Annotated in this window: 11 protein-coding genes; 3 read left to right on the forward strand and 8 right to left on the reverse strand. The window is 52.4% G+C overall.

The features are described 5' to 3' along the window. Positions 1-114: 114 nt before the first annotated feature. Both AB1E22_RS20320 and AB1E22_RS20325 read right to left on the reverse strand, forming a co-directional pair. Entirely contained in the window at positions 115-8,700 is an 8,586-nt protein-coding gene (locus AB1E22_RS20320) for a GH36-type glycosyl hydrolase domain-containing protein (RefSeq protein WP_367597028.1), read from the reverse strand. Between the two features lie 207 nt (positions 8,701-8,907). Then, positions 8,908-9,075 carry a YnfU family zinc-binding protein gene (locus tag AB1E22_RS20325; protein ID WP_367597029.1) on the reverse strand — a complete coding sequence of 56 codons (168 nt, stop codon included), beginning with the start codon at positions 9,073-9,075 and terminating at the stop codon, positions 8,908-8,910. A 649-nt stretch (positions 9,076-9,724) separates the two neighbouring features. On the opposite strand from AB1E22_RS20325, the gene AB1E22_RS20330 reads away from it, so the two are divergent. After that, positions 9,725-11,017 (forward strand): glycoside hydrolase family protein, encoded by a 1,293-nt coding sequence (locus tag AB1E22_RS20330; RefSeq protein WP_367597030.1) that lies wholly within the window; start codon positions 9,725-9,727, stop codon positions 11,015-11,017. A gap of 86 nt (positions 11,018-11,103) precedes the next feature. Here AB1E22_RS20330 and AB1E22_RS20335 read toward each other — a convergent pair whose 3' ends face one another. Next, on the reverse strand, positions 11,104-11,787 hold the full coding sequence (locus tag AB1E22_RS20335) for a calcium-binding protein (protein WP_367597031.1): 684 nt from the start codon (positions 11,785-11,787) through the stop codon (positions 11,104-11,106). Positions 11,788-11,961: 174 nt separating this feature from the next. Beyond that, on the reverse strand, positions 11,962-12,864 hold the full coding sequence (locus tag AB1E22_RS20340; protein ID WP_367597032.1) for a LysR family transcriptional regulator: 903 nt from the start codon (positions 12,862-12,864) through the stop codon (positions 11,962-11,964). Positions 12,865-12,948: 84 nt separating this feature from the next. Here AB1E22_RS20340 and AB1E22_RS20345 point away from each other — a divergent pair, with 84 nt between their 5' ends. Next, entirely contained in the window at positions 12,949-13,728 is a 780-nt protein-coding gene (locus AB1E22_RS20345; protein ID WP_367597033.1) for an NAD(P)H-dependent oxidoreductase, read from the forward strand. Between the two features lie 55 nt (positions 13,729-13,783). Here AB1E22_RS20345 and AB1E22_RS20350 read toward each other — a convergent pair whose 3' ends face one another. Then, positions 13,784-14,053, reverse strand: a complete 270-nt coding sequence (locus AB1E22_RS20350) for a hypothetical protein (RefSeq protein WP_367597034.1) — start codon at positions 14,051-14,053, stop codon at positions 13,784-13,786. 555 nt (positions 14,054-14,608) lie between these two features. On the opposite strand from AB1E22_RS20350, the gene AB1E22_RS20355 reads away from it, so the two are divergent. Next, entirely contained in the window at positions 14,609-15,331 is a 723-nt protein-coding gene (locus tag AB1E22_RS20355) for a substrate-binding domain-containing protein (RefSeq protein ID WP_367597035.1), read from the forward strand. On the opposite strand, the gene AB1E22_RS20360 is transcribed toward AB1E22_RS20355, so the two are convergent. Genes AB1E22_RS20360 through AB1E22_RS20370 form a run of 3 tightly spaced genes read right to left on the reverse strand, consistent with a single transcriptional unit; the run spans position 15,318 to position 18,113 of the window. Beyond that, a complete protein-coding gene (locus AB1E22_RS20360; RefSeq protein WP_367597036.1) occupies positions 15,318-16,070 on the reverse strand; it encodes an ABC transporter ATP-binding protein in 753 nt (250 codons plus the stop codon). The two genes, AB1E22_RS20355 and AB1E22_RS20360, sit on opposite strands and share 14 nt — an antisense overlap. After that, the gene (locus AB1E22_RS20365; protein ID WP_437178423.1) at positions 16,067-17,029 is read right to left on the reverse strand and encodes a FecCD family ABC transporter permease; all 963 of its coding nucleotides are present in this window, start codon (positions 17,027-17,029) and stop codon (positions 16,067-16,069) included. The genes AB1E22_RS20360 and AB1E22_RS20365 overlap by 4 nt, the downstream gene beginning before the upstream one ends. A gap of 28 nt (positions 17,030-17,057) precedes the next feature. Further along, positions 17,058-18,113, reverse strand: coding sequence for an ABC transporter substrate-binding protein (locus AB1E22_RS20370; RefSeq protein ID WP_367597038.1), 1,056 nt, complete (start codon positions 18,111-18,113; stop codon positions 17,058-17,060). Positions 18,114-18,253: the final 140 nt, after the last annotated feature.

An 18,253-nucleotide genomic window follows, 5' to 3' on the forward strand; every position in this document is an offset into this window, starting at 1 on the left:
ATCAAACTTAAATATCGACATAAGGAAATGGCATGGTTTTTTACTCTTTCGTTTACTCCCGCTAAAAAAGTTCGGCCCGGCATTTTCGGTAGCCAGGCCGCCCCCCACAAGGCGCTAACTCGCGCCGAGCGTTATCTGCACATCATGTGGCTGCCCGTCATCAACCAAGGGAATAAGATTGCCTGGCAGTAAAACCGCATCCCGTGTCACCTGGTATTCCCCTTCGCCGCGCTGCACATTGAAGTGGTAATAGCTCGCGCCATGCAGATAAACAAAACTGACGTAGGGCCAGGCGTGCGGCAGTAAAGGCTGCACGGTAATAGCATCGCCCTTGCGCTCAATGCCCATTAGCGTTTCAACCAACAAGCGGTACGCCCAACCCGCTGAGCCGGTGTACCAACTCCAGCCGCCGCGTCCGGTGTGAGGTGCCACGCTATAAATATCTGCGGTCATCACATACGGCTCGACTTTGTAGCGCTCTACCGCATCTAACGTCAGGCCGTGATTAACAGGATTTATCAGCGCCCAAAGCTGCCAGGCACGCTCGATGTTACCGCTCCGGGCAAACGCCATCACCGCCCAAATAGCGCCGTGAGTGTACTGCCCGCCGTTCTCACGCACGCCCGGCAGATAGCCCTGAATATAACCAGGGTTTGGGCCATTGCCGTTAAACGGCGGGGTTAACAGTTTGATTAGCCCTGCTTCGCTATCCACCAGCCGTGAATCAAGCGCCTGCATCGCTTGTGCGCACCGGGGCTGACTTCCCGCCCCGGACAGCACCGCCCAGCTTTGCGCGATAGCATCTATCTGGCACTCTTTCGCGCTATGCGAACCCAGAGCATCGCCGTTATCGAAATAGCCGCGACGATACCAGGCGCCGTCCCAGCCCGCCGATTCAAGGCTTTGTTGGAGTCTGCCCGCTTCTTTACGACAAAGATCGGCGGTGTCGGGTTGATTGATTTGTTCGGCAAGCCGCGCAAAACGCTGCAATACATCGTAGAGGAAGAAGCCCAGCCAGACACTTTCGCCCTTGCCTTCCAGCCCGACTAAATTCATCCCGTCGTTCCAGTCTCCGGCCCCCATCAGCGGTAAACCATGGCTGCCAAAGCGTAGACCGTGGCGAACGGCTTTTTCACCATGCTGCCACAACGTCTCTTCCACCGCGCTTATCACCGGCTGTTCATAAGCCGACTCTTCACCCGGCTGCAATTCCCTGCCCTCAAGATACGGCAGGCGCTGTTCGAGCACGCTTATATCGCCCGTGGTTTCCACATAATGGCAAATCGCCAGCGGCAGCCACAGGTAATCATCGGAGCAGCGCGTACGCACGCCGTTCCCAAGCGGCGGATGCCACCAGTGCTGAACATCCCCTTCCACAAACTGCCGTGAAGCACAAAGTAAAATCTGCTCGCGTAAGCGCGCCGGTGCCGCATGGCTCAGGGCCAGCGTATCCTGAAGCTGGTCGCGGAAACCGAACGCGCCGCCGGACTGATAATAACCGCTGCGCGCCATGATTCGGCATGCAATGGTCTGGTAAAGCAGCCAGCCGTTCGTCAGCAGATTTACCGACGGATCCGGCGTCGTAACCACGATTTTGTCGAGCATTTGGTGCCAGTGGCGATGGACATTCGCCAGTTCCTGACGCGCAACGTCCTCGTTGAGATACTGGTTAATCATCGATTCCGCTTCATGCAGGTTTTGCCCGACGCCCAGCACAAAAACAAAGGTTCGCTGATCGCCGTCGATCAACGTGGTTGCGGATTGAACCGCACCGCAAGGGTCCATACCCGCGCCCGTTTTATCTGACAACGTGCGTTGCTTCATAGCTGCGGGCTCACGCAGCGCACCGTTGCGTCCGATAAATTCCCGTCGGTCGCCGGTAACCGAACAGTGCACGCCCGTCACGGCCAGAAATGCCGTTCTTTCCGAACCGCTGCTGCTATAGAAATTATTTGCCAGAACGCCGCAGCCGTTACCTGTCGTCGACGCACGCGTGATGACATGCATCGCCGACTTGCTGCGCGATTCCCCAAGCGTCCATTCCACGTAGCCGGTCACCGAAATCTTCCGCGTCCGCCCCGAGGTATTACTCAGCGTCAGAATAGCGATTTTTACCGGCGCATGTTCTGCCACCAGCACCGTGAGCTCGGTATCAATCCCGGTTTCTCGATGGGCAAACACACTGTAGCCAAAGCCGTGACGGGTCAGATAATGCCCGTCGCCGCGCACCGGTAGCGTGGTTGGCGACCAGACCGCGCCGCTCTCTTCATCGCGCAGATAAAACGCTTCCCCCGAACGATCGCTAACGGGATCGTTTTCCCACGGCGTAAGGCGATATTCATGGGCATTTTCAAACCAGGTATAAGCCTGTCCTGCTTCTGAAATCACCGTCCCAAAGCTGTCATTCGCCAGAATATTAGCCCACGGGGCGGGTGTTCTGCCGTCTTCATCAAGGGTTATCTGGTATTCACGGCCATCTTCGGAGAACCCGCCGCGCCCGTTGAAAAAGACCAGGGCGCCGGTATCCGGCTGCCACGGATCGTGTTGATTTGCCGGGAGCCCGGTGCGAGGAATAAAGGCTTGCTGGGCTGAAACCGGAGTCTGGAGTCGTTGATTTAACTGCTCTTTCAGGCTACCTGTACGGTCATCCAGTACAATTTGCGCCACGCTCAGCAGCAGCAAACGGTCTTCGGCGGACATATGCTCGCCATTGCGCACAAAAATACCGCCGGGTTTGTCCATCTGGCTTGCTTCTGATCCCGCGACAATCAAATCCACTATCTGATTTTGCAGCTCCTGCTGATAGCCGTCCTGGCTGTCATTGAGAATAACCAAATCTACCGCCAGCCCTTTCAGCCGCCAGTAATGGTGCGCCTGAATCATCGTCGTAATCAGCAGAATACTTTCATCGCTGGTGACGTTAAGAATGACAATCGGCAGATCGCCCGAAATAGACCAGCCCCACAGGCCCGACTGCCCGCGACGATTGCGGGAAAGCGTTTTCGCATCGGCTCGTAATTCCGGGCCAGGGAACAGCACCGCGCTGGCAAGCCGGTTAAACAGCGTCGCGTCATCTTCATTGGCATTAATCTGGCGCAGCACAATCTGGCTATGCGACCACGCCAGCTCAAACACGCGGTCGGCAATGGGATGGTCATGATATTTCTCAAGCAGGGCCAGGCTCAGTTGCCGATTCTCGGTGACGCCATAAATAATATCCACGGTGACGGGCAGGCCCGGCTGCAACACAATTGACTGCCGGATAGCCAGAATCGGGTCCAGCACCGGCCCTACGCTATTACTCAGAGAACCGTTCTGTTGTGTCGCCTGCGCATTCGCCGGCGTTCTTCCGCGGCCGATGAACTTCGCTCTGTCGATTTCAAAAGAGGCTTCAGTTTGCGTTTGCCCATGAACCACCATAGTGTGGAACATCCATGGGCAACGTTCGTCCGGGGCGCGCGGTCGGCGATGGCAAAGGATCGCGTTCTGATGCGCCACCAGCTCGGTCTGGATAAACAAATTACTGAAAGCGGGATGGGCCAGATCGCTCTCTTTCGGCGCCAGAACCACTTCCGCGTAGGTCGTCAACTCAAGGGTAAGCGGCTGGCGGCCACGATGCAGCAACGTGACGCGCCGCAGTTCAATGTCATCTTCCGGGGAGACAACAATCTGCGTTTTAACGTTAACGCTCCCCGCCACAAGTTTGAACTCGGCCCCCGCATCGGTAAATATCGCGTCATACTGGTTGATTGGCTCGCCCAGCGGCTGCCAGGTATTGCTCCAGACTTCCCCCGTTGCGGGATCGCTGAGATAGCAGAACGCGCCCCAGTTGTCGCACGTGGCGTCGCTGCGCCAGCGGGTCAACGCCAGATCTTTCCAGCGGCTGTATCCCCCGCCGGATTGGCTAACCATCAGGTGATAATCGGCATTCGAGAGCAATTGAATTTCGGGGATCAAACTGTCCACGTCGGTAAATTCACGGGTTTCATACTGCACCGGCTGCAACACCCCCTCGTGAGATTCAAAGTGGCGGCGTGGGCTATACAGCTCAACGGCGTCAGGAACACGTTCTTGCAATAACAGGCGTGCCGACTGAAACGACGGGCTTGCCATAAAGCGGTCCACCATTGGCGCACCGAGCAAAACATGGGACAGCGCCTGGAAAGCCATTCCCTGATGGTGTGCCATCCACGAACGCACCACGGCATACATCTGCCCGCTGGCGAGGCGCGACGGCGTATAATCCAGCGCTTCATAGAAGCCATACTCCCCGCGAGCCCCGCTTTTTTCCAGATTCAGTAAATTTTCGCAGGCTTTATGCGGGGAAATCGTCAGGGCCATCATCGTGGCATACGGCGCGATAACCATGTCATCCGCAAGACCACGCCGCAAACCTAAGCCAGGCACCCCGAAAGCGTGATACTGGTAATTCTGGAGCGCATCAAAAGAGTAGTAGCCCGATTCGGAGATCCCCCATGGCACACCGCGCTCTTTACTCCAGTCTATCTGGCGATTAACCGCCGACTGGCTCATCTCCTCCAGCAAACTGCCGGGGTAAATTGGCATCACCAGGTTTGGCATCAGGTACTCAAACATGGAGCCGCTCCAGGACATCAGCGCGGTTTCATTATCAATGGTGGTAAACAGGCGCCCCAACGAGAACCAACTTTTCACCGGCAGTTGATTGGTCGCAATAGCGAGGAAACTGGTGAGACGAATCTCTGAAGGCAGGAGATCGTAATGGCTGTTATCGAGCTTATTGTTGTCGCAGTTATACCCGACGCTCAGGAGATTGGTGACCTCGTTATACAAGAAAGCGAAATCCATCCGCGCATGGTCATGCAGACGCTGTTCCAGCTCGGTAATGATATCCAGCCGCGTGCGGGCCTGGCGAATGACGGACTCCGAGGGCGTCCCTTCTCCGGTATGTTTTGCCTGCGCAAGCCATGTGAGGCCTGGCAACGGGGCATCACCCCAGTCGGCAGGTACCCAGCTAAGAAAATGCGCCCATTCAGAGCAGATCAGCACTAACTGACGCTGGAGATGATCAACCCAGCGGCGAATGCGCCCGTCATCATGGCTGCACAGCGCGTGCAGGCGGTTACTCTGGGCGCGCATATTTTTCAGTTCAGGAAACAGTAATGATGGCTGGAGCGTAAAAGCGGCGCTGCAATGTTTGCGTAACTGACGCAGCGCGGTCGGCGCATGTTGCCCCCAGGCTTTCTCAATAATTTGCAACGTGTCATCAAGCCCCATAAGCACCTGGTTGCAGTTGAGAATCGGCTGGTTGCGTATTCCCGTAAGCCCGGCGCTAAGCGTCAGCAGATGCCCGGCCATATTGCCGCTATCGACGCTGGAAATGTAACGTGGGTTAAGGGGCACGAGGGTGCGCGTGTCGTACCAGTTATATAAATGGCCGCGGTAATGCTCCATTTTATCCAGTGTGTCCAGGGTAAGCGTAATGCGCTGGAGCATCTCCCCCTGCGGGATATAACCAAAATCCCATGCCGTCAGATTAGAGAGCAGCGATAAACCGATATTGGTCGGTGAAGTGCGATGGGCGATCACCGGCTGGGGAATTTCTTGATAGTTATCCGGCGGCAGCCAGTTTTCTTGCGCGGTGGTGAAGGTTTCAAAAAAGGCCCAGATCTCACGGCTGCTCTGGCGTAACAAACGCCTGTTTTCCGCGTTAAAAGCCACGGTTCGAGGCGACGGTGCCCGGCTCAACCAACTTAATAATAATGGCGCCAGGCACCATACCCCCCCGATGGGCACTGCAAAAAATAGCAGCATCGGCGAAAGCCAGGCCGTAAGCGAAATCAGCGCGATGCCTGCAACCAGGTTCAGCCACATTGCGCGATAGAAACGGCCAGGCGAGGCTTTTCTGCTCTCAGTGCTTTGATCGAAACTGGCCCACTGATTCAGATTGTGATGGCTAATCCCGAGCCGCCAAAGCGTTAGCCCGATGGCATACAGGGAGTAACCCGCTTCATGGGGCAGCGTGATAAAACTCAGGCCGATTCGCATCAGGCGTTTTAGCCCCCCGTATGACACCAATATCAGATGTTGCAGGAAAGGCCGCCGCGCGGGCTTACTGAAAATGTCCTGAAGGATAACCAGCGCCGTAGGCAGCAACAGCGCTATTGCCAGCACGAAAAGCCAGTAAAAGGGATTGGGCACCAGCAAGAGTGTGCAGAACAGCAGGATCAGCAGCGAAGGCGCGACCAGGCTACGACGAAGGTTATCGAATAATTTCCAGCGGGAAAGCGTACTCAGCGGGTTTTTTTCATGGGTACCTTCGGCAGTTCTGACTTTAAATTTAAGCCAGTTAAGCAGTTGCCAGTCGCCTCGTATCCAACGCGTGCGCCTTGCCACATCCGTCAGGTAATTATTGGGATACTGCTCGTAAAGCAGCACTTCGCTGAGCAAACCCGAACGGGCATAACAGCCTTCGAGTAAATCATGGCTGAGCACCAGGTTTTCCGGGCAGGTGTTATGCGTTGCTTGTACAAAAGTATCTACGTCATAAATCCCTTTGCCCACAAACGACCCTTCCCCAAACAGATCCTGATAAATATCCGAAGACATCATGGAATAGGGATCGTTACCCGGCACGCTGCTGCACATCGCCGCATAACGCCCCTGCCCGTTTCTTGGGATCTCCTCGGCAAGGCCCGGCTGTAAAATACCGTAGCCTTTAACTACCCGCTTTTTAACGGAGTCATAAACCGGATGATTAAGCGGATGCGCCATGGTCGCGACCAGTTTATGCGCGGTGTCTCGCGGCAGCACCGTGTCGCTATCCAGCGTAATCACGTATTTCACGCCAGCAGGCGGGGTAATCACATTGCTGTGGACTTCTAAAAACTGATTCGCCGGTTCACGCAGCCAGCTATTGAGCATCGACAATTTACCGCGTTTACGCTCGTAGCCCATCCACACGCCCTGCTGTTCATTCCACTCAGGCATTCGGTGCAGCAGGAAGAAGAGCGGCTGCGCGACGGGCGCATAACGGCGGTTCAGATTCTGCATCTGCGCTTCGGCCCAGTGCAGCAGTTCGCTGTTTTCACGCGACTCCTTTTCCGGTGAATCGGCGAAATCGGTCAGCAGCGCAAAGTAGAGGTTTGGCGTAGTGTTGCCGAGATAACAAACCTCGAGGCTATTAAGGAGTTTGTCTATCCCCGCGCGGCTGGTCAGCAGACAGGGGATCACCACCATCGTGCAAAACTCCGGCGGAATGCCGGTGGAAAAATCCATGCGTGGTAGCGGGAGCGGCGATCGAAAACGGGTTGTGGCGTCATTCAATAAGTTAATGGCCCACTGGCTGATCAACACCACCAGCGGGATAGCCAACAGCAGAAGTAACCACGTCATCCCCTGCTCATAGGTGCGGGATAAAATGTCGATGGTAAAGGCGGTGGTCAACAAACTCAGACTGCCAAGCCAGGAAAGCAGCGGGGTTTGGTTAAAACTGTGGCGCACGCGCACCATCCATGACGTGTTCGCCGCAAGCTGCCGTTCCAGTTTCGGGCGTCCGTCACCAATCAGATAATAGCCTACGTGATGTTCCGGTGTGCCAGCCTCTGCTGCCCGCGTGGTGTCAAGAATACGGCTGGCGATTTCGGGTTCGCTGTAATGGCTATGGCGGGCCAGTATCTCAATGATATGCCGGTAGTGATCGCGAGTCGTAAAGTGCATCGCCGGATAAACGCCGGAAGGGTCCTGGCGCAACGTTTGCTCCACCAGGCTCATGGCTTCAGCAAAATCTGCCCAATTGGTTTCGCTTAACAGGCGCAAACCGGCAATGCTGTTACTCACCGAAAGCTGGCTTGCGGCCAACTGTTGGTTAAAACGGTGAATCAGGTAATCGGTGGTGACGCCGCTTTCAGCAAGGCGCTGTTCGACCCAGGTCAGCGGCAGCGAGAGCATATTGCCTCTGCCTTGCAGGCGACGCACCAGCTCTGCCACAAAAGCGCTGCTCAAGGGTGGACGAGAACGGGCCATATCGGCGATCACCATGATCAAATCCGCAGGCGTGTTTTCGGCGCATTCAAAAATGCGGGTGATCCACGTATCCGCAAGATTGCGCTCTCGTTGCGCGTCCGCCACTTCGATACTCACGCGGCGTAAATTTTCAATCAGCGCGAGACGCAACATGCCGGGCAGCGCCCAAAGCTCGCCGAGCGTTAACGGCGTCACCTGCTGATAGGCCGCGATATAACTCGTCAGGCTGGTGGCATCCCAGCGCCCATCCGCATGGGCAATAGCTTCGGAGGCAATATCATAAATTCGCGGGCAATTGTGCGGGGCCGCAAGTGACGGCAGCCCTTTACCAAAGTTCTTGGGCAAATGGTGGCGCACCACGCGGATCTGTTCTTCGATGAGATAGTAGTTATCGAGCAGCCATTCGCCAGCGGGCGTAATACTGGATTTATCCCCGGCGTTGAGCAAATAGCAGTTATTGGTGATGATGGCTTCGTTATCTTCCAGGCGCTTGAGCAAATAGTAAGGCATCTTCGCGGAGGATAATTTGTGTGAACGCGCCAGTTTTTGGCCGTAACGTTCCATCTGCGCCGCAGAAAACAGCTCCGATTTGATCGGCGTCTCATTTGCAGGCTCTTTGTCCTGCCAGCCAGGAATTTCAGGATGAAGATCCAGTGGCTTACTCGAGGTAAACCACGGTTTAAAATTTAATTTCATGAAGTTGCTCGTCAGGCGAAGTGAACGCGCAGGAGCAGTTGTTTAATCAGATCATCTTCAATCAGATCAGAGACGTTCTCTCAGGATGGAGTGTCAGGCATCAGGGATTTAACAACTGCAAGATTCTTCTTATCAGTATAGGTTAAATTTTGTTCGTTTTTGTCAGGGCAACGATTGCCGTGCCTGACCCATGAAAAATGGCGGCGTTTATTTTTGTGGCACCACAAACAGCGATTTGCATTTTGGACAGAGCAGCGTTTGCCCCTGGCGGAGTTTACTGGTGGGATGGGCTGATTTACTTCCGCAAATAGGGCACGTTACCGTACCGTTTGCCGCGTTACCGAGGCGCTTCATTGCGTAATCTAAGAGGGACATGATGATTAGCCTTTCAATGAATGAGAATCATCGTAACACGCTCTGAATAATTAACGCACAGTTATTCTTGAATCTGGCTGGAAGAGAGAAAAAAGGTGTCCTGCATTACTCAGGCCATGCTTCTAAGAACCCTTAATTCTCCTCTGTAAAACTATTTATTCTCTTAATATATCAATATATTGAATATGCAACCCATTTATCGGGGTTAATAAACATAAAAAAATCTCACTAAAACTTATTACATCAATATCATCTTTTTTTATGAGGGCACAGGAAATAGAGCATGCCTAAATTAATCAAATAGCACATTCCTGAAGCGGCTGAAAATAGTCACTGAGCGCCAGCCAGAATATTGGTTACGCATGTTATTGGCGGCACATGATTTTATTTCCATGAGAGGCGCTTTGCATTCGTGACCACAAGCAAAGGACCATTGAACACAACCGGAGCAGACGCAGTAAAGGAAATGACAACGCAGACAAAAATTAAACCCGATGAAGAGGAAGCAGTTGATTGCTGTTTGTGCGATGCCCCGCCGGTAGAAGGCGAGGTCATCACGCCAGATTCGGAACTACCTGCAGCAACGGGAGGCGTCACAAACGAAAACGTGGCCCCCTCTCTTTCACCTCAGATCACAGGGAGATAAATCATGGTCTATTCGCTAACGTGGCTACCGGATGTTCTGGAAGCCGCTGGTCTCAAGGTCGCTGAATGTACCGGTTGGCGGACACGGGGTCGTGGGGATGTCGGCACCATCCGCGGTGTGATTTGCCATCATACTGCGGGTGCGCAGCAAGGCGTCATGCCTAGCCTCAACACGCTTATCAATGGGCGCGCCGCAACGGCACAAACCAAACCGCTCACGGGCCTACTCGCCCAACTGGGGCTTGCGCGTGACGGCACTTATTTTGTTGTCGCCGCGGGTCGAGCTAACCATGCAGGGGCTGGCAGATGGCAAGGCATTGAGTCCGGAAACACCAGTTTTATCGGAATAGAGGCCGAAAATACGGGGATCAACGAACCCTGGACTGAGGTGCAACTCGATGCCTATTGCCGCGGTGTGGCAGCAATTCTCAAACATATTGGCGCTTCAGAAAATATGGTATGCGGGCACAAGGAATTTGCCTTACCTCAGGGCCGAAAGGTTGACCCAACTCTGGATATGGATACCTTTCGCGAGAAAGTCGGCCAAATACTTCGGGGTAAAGCGCAGTTACGCCCTTCCATTCCCTCGTCAGACTCCAGCGGCAGAGCCACATTGCGCCGCGGTGCTAAGGGAGAACTCGTCAGGCAGGTTCAGTTCACCATAGGAATCACCAAAGATGGTTATTTCGGCCCTAATACTGAGGCGACGGTGCGCGAGTTTCAACGTCATCACGCTCTGGTGCCAGACGGTATCGTTGGCCCAAAAACCTGGAGTGAACTACTTAAAATTAGCGCGACTCCGACAGCACAATCGAAAACGGCCCCCGCTGTGATAGAGGGGAAATTTAAACCCGATCAGGCTTGTATCGATCTGATTAAAAAATACGAAAGCTGCAAACTTACGGCCTACCCAGACCCCGGTAGCGGAGGAGAACCCTGGACCATTGGTTGGGGAAGTACCGGTCCTGACATCAATAAAGAAACTAAATGGACACAGGAAGAGTGTGACCAACGTTTTGACAGCGATCTCATTCATTATGGGAATCAGGTTGTCGCTCTGCTGGGAAGCGCCGAGACATCGGCTGCTCAATTCGGGGCACTTACCAGCTTTGCTTATAATGCAGGCTTGCACGCTCTCGAGGAGTCAACGTTATTACGCAAACATAAAGCCGGGAATTTTGAGGGAGCCGCCGAGGAATTTGCTCGCTGGATCTATGGCTCGGGTAAGAAACTGCCGGGCCTGATCAGACGCCGGGAAGAAGAAGCCAGCTTATATCGTTCTGGCAAAATAGAATAAGTATGCTGTTATTTTTACTGAGCCTCATTCTTAAAGACATTTTAAAATAATGGCTGGGTGTTCCCCAGCCATTATTAAGAGATAAATTAGATAGTGCTAAATTCAAAGTCGCTGGCTTTCAGTGGGGCATTACTATTAATGTAAATAGAATTATTTTTGTCTAAAGTGAATTGCGTCGAGGAGAGGTGGTTAGACTGATCGAAGCCCAACCCAATACCGACATCTCCTGCACCAAGCACACCATCGCCATTAGTATCCAGTTTTGCGAAATTTAAGTCATAACCCTTTGCGGTAACAATATGGATTTTATCAACGCCTTGTTGGAAATCGCTGATGATAGCCATATGGCGGTATTGGCCCGCAGAACCTGGCGCGTTACCGCAAAAATCATTATAAACAAATTGATCGTAGCCCGCGCCGCCAATCAGAGTGTCGGTACCATTGTAACCATTGCCTGTGAACAGAAAATCATTACCCTCGCCACCATCTAACGTATTGTTGTCCGCATAACCCGCCATGAGGTCGCTGCCCCCCAGACCATAAAGATGGTCATTACCATCATAACCACGAATAATGTCATCCCCCGCGGTACCGTAGATAGTTTCAGAGTTATTTGTTCCCTGAATGGGTTTGGTTTGATCGCTCGGAGATGTTGAATATCCAGGCAAATTATAATTTACAGGCGCTACCATTTTCGAACCTCGGCATAATATTGAATAATTATTTGAAGGAGTTGTGGAGAAACTAACTCCTTCATAGTGATAAGCCATTTTCCATCAGGCTTAATAGTTTGCTCTTTCATACAAAAGCGTAATCATTTTTAATATACAGAGCATTACCAAGGCAATATATTTTGCAGCATCAGAGGGTAAAGAAGAATTCCCCTACAAACTATTTCCAGAGGCTATATTTAATTTGTAGGGATAGCTATAAAGAAACTCTAATTACTCACCACCCACCGTGGATAAAAATAAATTTCTCAGCCAGTTGTGCGCCGGGTCGAGATGAGAACGCTCATGCCAAAGCATGGCCATTTTAAAACCGGGAATAGCGATCGGCGGGTGATGAATTTGCAGCGCGGGATTATTTCTGACCAGCCGTGAGGGCAACATCGCAACCAGATCGGTTTGTTCCAGTACGGACAGAACAAACAAGAAATGCGGCACTGACAGCACCACTTTTCGTTTTAAATCCATGCTTTCGAGCACCTTATCCGTAATGCCATAAAAACCGCCGCCTTCAGGGGAAACCATTACATGCTCCAGGTCTTTGAATTGGGCAAGCGTTGGCGGGGACACAAGTTTTGGATGCCCGAGGCGACTGACTAACACATAATTTTCTTCAAACAAGACTCGATGGCGTAAACCTTGCGGGGCGTTATCCATGGAATGGAAAATCAGATCGATTTCGCCCTGCTCCATGCGCCGGACAGATCGCGCAGATTTCGTTTCTACAATCGCTAATCGCGTGTGAGGAGCCGCCGTACGTAAAGCCGCGAGCGTAGGCAGCACAATCGCCTTTTCGCCATAATCTGCCGCCGCGATTTGCCAGGTTAAGTGGCTTTGTGCCGGTTCGAAGGTTTTTGTCGGGGAAACGGCAAGCTCAAGCTGGGCGATAGCTTCTCTCAGAGGCTTACGTAATTCATCGGCTCTTGCCGTGGGCAGCATTCCCCTTGGGCCGGGCAATAACAGCGGATCGTTAAAAATGTCGCGCAGTTTGGAAAGCTGCACGCTGACCGACGGCTGCGACAAATTCAGCCGCTGCGCCGCGCGCGTCACATTATGTTCCGCCAGCAGCGCATCCAGAGTCAGCAGCAGGTTGAGATCAATCATTCTGAAATTGTGCACGACTATACCTGTTATCAAATCAATTAATTTCTATTATACCTGACACGCGCCTACTCTGCGTTCAACACTTAACGGAGAGTTTGTATGAATATTTTGATTGTCTATGCCCATCCGGAGCCAAAATCCCTTAACGGTTCACTCAAGGATTTTGCCGTTCAACATCTGCAAAATGCCGGGCACACCGTGCAGGTTTCCGACCTCTACGCCATGAACTGGAAACCACAGGTGGATGCGATGGACAATACGGCCTGGAGCGGTGATATGCCGTTTAACCCCTCGCTTGAGTCTAAAAATGCCTTTGAAGCCGGCACGCAAAGCGCAGACATCGCCGCTGAGCAAGAAAAACTCCTGAACGCGGACGCCGTCATTTTCCAGTTCCCGCTGTGGTGGTTCTCCATGCCCGCCATTATGAAAGGTTGGGTTGAACGCGTGTATGCCTATGGATTTGGTTATGGCGTGGGCGAGCACTCTGATACGCACTGGGGCGATCGTTACGGTGAAGGCAGAATGGCGGGCAAACGCGCCATGCTGGTCACCACAATGGGCGGATGGGAGCCGCATTACAGCGAGAGAGGCATCAACGGGCCACTTGAGGACCTCCTGTTCCCCATCCAGCACGGCGTACTGCATTACCCGGGTTTTGACGTACTGCCGCCGCTGGCGTTTTACCGCACCGGCAAAACCGACGAAACGCGTTTCGCGCAGTTATGCCAGGCATATGCCGAGCGCCTGGATAACCTGTGGAATACATCCCCTATCCCATTCCGTAAACAAAATGCCGGAGATTACGCAATTCCTTCGCTGACATTAAAAGACGAGATTGCCCCCGGCGAAGTGGGATTTGCGGCGCATTTGAATAAATAATGATTTAGCCTGCTAAGAGCATCATGATTCATGACAGGGTGCTTTTTTTATTATCTCAGCGAAGTAGATAAATTAAGATAAATGTTCCCACCATTAATATGATCATGAAAAGATGATTGCCGGTGAACTGGCTCAATGACTCCAGGCTTTCACGGCCATTTTCATTTAATTTTGCAATGGCCTGCTGCTTACTTTCCGCCTCAAATTCTAAGGGGTATTTTTTGAATCCGTCCTCTTTTAACTGACTGATATCATTGGGTGAGAGCGAACTTTTTGCGAACACCTTTGTAGCTGAGTCTTTGGTATAAAAAACGTATTTTTCCATTACCTTACTCCTGTATGCCTCTTCTTAATAATGCAACATAATAAATGCTGTTTCTAGCGGCGACGGCTAAAATTGTGAACAAAGGTCTTTATTTGGCAGGGGCATATGATATAAATAACGCCCTCACTTATAGTTCTACAGTTTTCCTGCGCGTATTTACTGGAGTTAATTCATGAACCAGAAAAGGAAAAAATTAGTCGAAGCCTATTGCTTTGCTTTATTAACGTATATTGTCACCGGGATTGTCTTTGCCGATATCTATAATTACACCCCCACAAGTCTGCATCCCAAAATTTCCATATTATCGCTCTTTTTTGCGGGTGCTTTTTATTGGCTAATTAGCAATCTATGTAAAGGCATTGTCTGGATGTTTACTGATTAATGATGATCGCAGCGATGTAGATAAAAACAAAATAATCCATCTTGATTATGTCGATTATTGTACAAAAAACGTCGCCTGCGCCGTGCAGCAAATAGTAAAAGCCATTAGCAAAATTTAAGAATAGTCATTTATATTAATAACCTCATTAACGTAGCCCTGCTCCTGGAAAACAGATGACATCACCTTTACCACTCTTAGCCGCAGGCAGTTTGCGGCTGGCTTTTACACCGCTACTGAACCACTTTACGCAGGTGACCGGAATTGAGGTTGCCGTTCAGTATGGCCCTGCGGGTCTTTTGAGGGAGCGGATTGAAGCCGGTGAGCCTTGCGCCCTTTTCGCTTCGGCAAATCGGGAACATCCGCAACGCTTGCTTGCCCAGGGCAAAGCGGCCACCGCCCATACTTTTTGCTGGAATCAACTCAGCCTGACGACGCAGAAAAATGGCGACTGGCTGGAATTATTGAGCAACCCACTCTTACGCATCGGGACATCGACACCCGGCTGCGACCCGTCCGGGGATTACACCTGGGCCCTGTTTGATAAACTTGAGCAACTTCAGCAAGGTCGGGGGGAACCACTTCGCTCCCGCGCAATTCAGCTTGTCGGCGGGCGTGACACTGTCACCATCCCGGCGGGTGAACTGGCCAGCGCGTGGATATTGCGCCAGGACCTGGCGGATGTATTTATCGGTTACGCGCATTATGGCAAAGCGCTAAGCGGGCAGCCGGATATTCGCAGCGTCGCTATCCCACCTGAACACAATATCCAGTGCGAATATCAGTTAGCCGTGCTTGATGACTGCCAGGAAGTGATCGCCCTGGTTGAGTTTATTCTTGCCAGTGAAGGTCAGGCGTTTTTAGCAGCGGCGGGTTTTCTACCGGCTACCTTTCAATAGTAAAAAGTGGCGCAATAAACGGGGTGGCGTAATTCTCTACCCCGATTTTGCGCAGACTTAAACCGTACGCCTGGGCCAAATTCTCTTCCGTCGCAATAGAATCCGTTGGCCCCGCCAGCCATTTCCCCTCGGGCAACAAAAGCAGCGTATGCGTGGCAACCTGTAGCGCGTGAACCGGGTCATGCGTGGTAAAGATGATGCCGCGCTGCTGCCGATGGGCCAGGTCACTGATGAGTTGCAGCACCACCTGCTGATTGGCGAGATCCAGCGCAGAACAGGGTTCATCCAGCAGCAGCGTCTGGCTTGCCGTCACCAGAGCGCGGGCGATCATCACCAGTTGCTGCTGCCCGCCGGAAAGAGAACTAAAAGTGTTCGAGGCCAGATGCGCAATATTTAACTGCTCCAGCGCCTGAGTCACTCGCTGCGTATCTTCGCGGCGCGGTTGCGAAAAAAGTTTTACATGCTGCGCCCTACCCATCAGCACCACATCGCTAACCGAATACGGAAATGGCAGATGAGAATGTTGCGCGACGATACCTATCCCGCCCTTGTTTTCAACACGCCCGCCCAGCGGTTTTAATGTGCCGGTCAGCGTGTCCAGCAGCGTACTTTTCCCCAGACCGTTTCGCCCGAGCACCGCCCAAACATCCCCTTTTCGGGCGTGAAAACTCAGTGGTTCGAACAGCGGTTTTGCGTAGCCATATAATAATTGCTCAACGCGTAATTCACCGGAATTCATTGGCGTCCTCTGCGGCTGGATTGAATTAACAGGAAGGTAAACAACGGTGCGCCAAGCAACGCCGTAATAATCCCGAGCGGAATTTCAGCCTGCAAAAACGTGCGCGCAATATCATCCACCACAATCATAAATCCACCTCCCAACCAGAAAGCCGTTGGCAGCAGGCGGCGATGATCCACACCCACAAGAAGACGCGCCAGATGCGGGATCACCAACCCGACCCAGGCGATACTGCCGCTCACCGCAACCTGCGCGGCCACCAATAAAGCACAGCAGACTAAAACGCTGCGCCGCAATGGCACCACCGCCACACCTAACGCTTTGGCATCTTTATCATTGAGGGAGAGCAAATTAATGCGCCAGCGAAGCTTAAACAGGATCAGCGCGGCGACGCTCACCGGAATGGCCAGCATCCAGACCTTGTGCCAGTTCGCCGTGGCGAAACTGCCCAACAGCCAAAAGACAATATTCGGCAACACTTCCTCGGTATCCGCCAGGTATTGAATCAGGCTAACCAGAGCGGCAAAAAATCCGCTCAGAATAATACCGGACAAGATCAGGATCAGCGCGTTTTCCTTGCCCTGCAAAGCCGCAATGGCATACACCAGAATCAGCGCCGCCAGCCCAAAAAAGAACGTCGAGCCCATCATCAACACCGGCTCCAGGCCGAGCAAAATCGCCAACGTGCCGCCGAAAGCTGAACCGGATGTCACGCCAATAATATGCGGGTCGACCAGCGGATTATGAAACACGCCTTGCAGCGTGGCACCGCATAACCCCAGCGCACCACCGGCCAGCAACGCCATCAGAATACGCGGCAGCCTGACTGACCAGACAATCTGGCCAGACATGCTTTGCTCATTGGAAAAGTGGGTTAACTGATGGAAAACATCGCTTAATGAAAGCGGAAATTGCCCCAGGCACAGCGACCCGATGCCCAGCAACAGCACTGAGATCATCAGTGCCAGTTGCCGGGGAAAAAACGAGTTATTGCTGAGCATTTGCCTGCCAGTTCACGCGGTAGAAACGCTGGTAGTAATCTTGCGCCTGAGCATCCACGTCGACATTTTTATAGGCTTCAGGATAGAGTTTTTTCGCCATCCACAACTCGCCAATCGCCAGCGCTTCCGGCATTGGGTAACCCCACGCTTTTGCATATTCAGGCATCAGCCAGACACGATGGTTTTTCACCGCATCAATGCCCTGCCAGTTGGGATCGTTCTGGATTTCAGCCACCACCTGCGGGTAGCGATCTTGTACAAAGATAACCTGCGGGTTCCACTGCAACACTTGCTCAAGGGAAACCTGACGAGCCCCTTTAACCGTGGCGGCAGCCACATTGAGCGCCCCCGCATGATTCATCATCAGGCCGGTATATTTTCCGGAGCCGTAAGTCATCAAATTCGGGTTCGCCATATAGACACGTACTTTTTGCGCTTCAGGGATCTTCGCAACCGGCGCGTTAAATTTCTCACGCGCGGTAAACGTGTAGTTGATTAACGCTTCAGCCTGCGGTTTGCGCCCAACAACATCGGCGATTAACCGAATCCCTTGTTTTAATCCTTCGTTATAGGCTTTTTCTTCGTCGCCCATCGTCGGATTCATTTTGTTTTGCTGCCCTTCGGCGTCCTGGCGCAAAGAAACCGCTACCACAGGAATGCCGCTGCTTTGGATCTGTTGGATCATCTCGACGGGCGCATAGTTAGCCACAAACACCACCTGAGGGTGAATCGCCAGCAGGCTTTCAATATTCACCTCGGTGAGGTCGCCGGGCGTAGGTAAAGAAGTAATCTTTGGCATAAAACGTGAAAATTCTGGGCCAAGCTGTTTTTTCCAGCTCGTCATTACCCCGGCAATTTCATCTTGCGCATTGAGCTGCACCAGAATATTCAGGGTTTGATGTTGCAGCACCACCACCTTTTCAACGTGGTCAGGAAGAGTGACCTGGCGGCCAAGTTGGTCGGTGATAACGCGGTCTGCATGAGCGGAAAAAGCAAAAAACGCACTGGCGCAAACCAGTGCAATATTACGAAGGATTAACATAAGTGCCATCTGGATAAGAGTAAATTCGGTGTATATTAAATTATATAACGAAACTTCTGGCAACTGATTATCAACGTTTGCCGCTTGCCCGATACGGCATGGCTGCTATCCTGAGCCTCACTTTTGCTATCAATAACGTT

This window comes from Buttiauxella gaviniae, from assembly GCF_040786275.1.
Lineage (GTDB): Bacteria > Pseudomonadota > Gammaproteobacteria > Enterobacterales > Enterobacteriaceae > Buttiauxella > Buttiauxella gaviniae_A.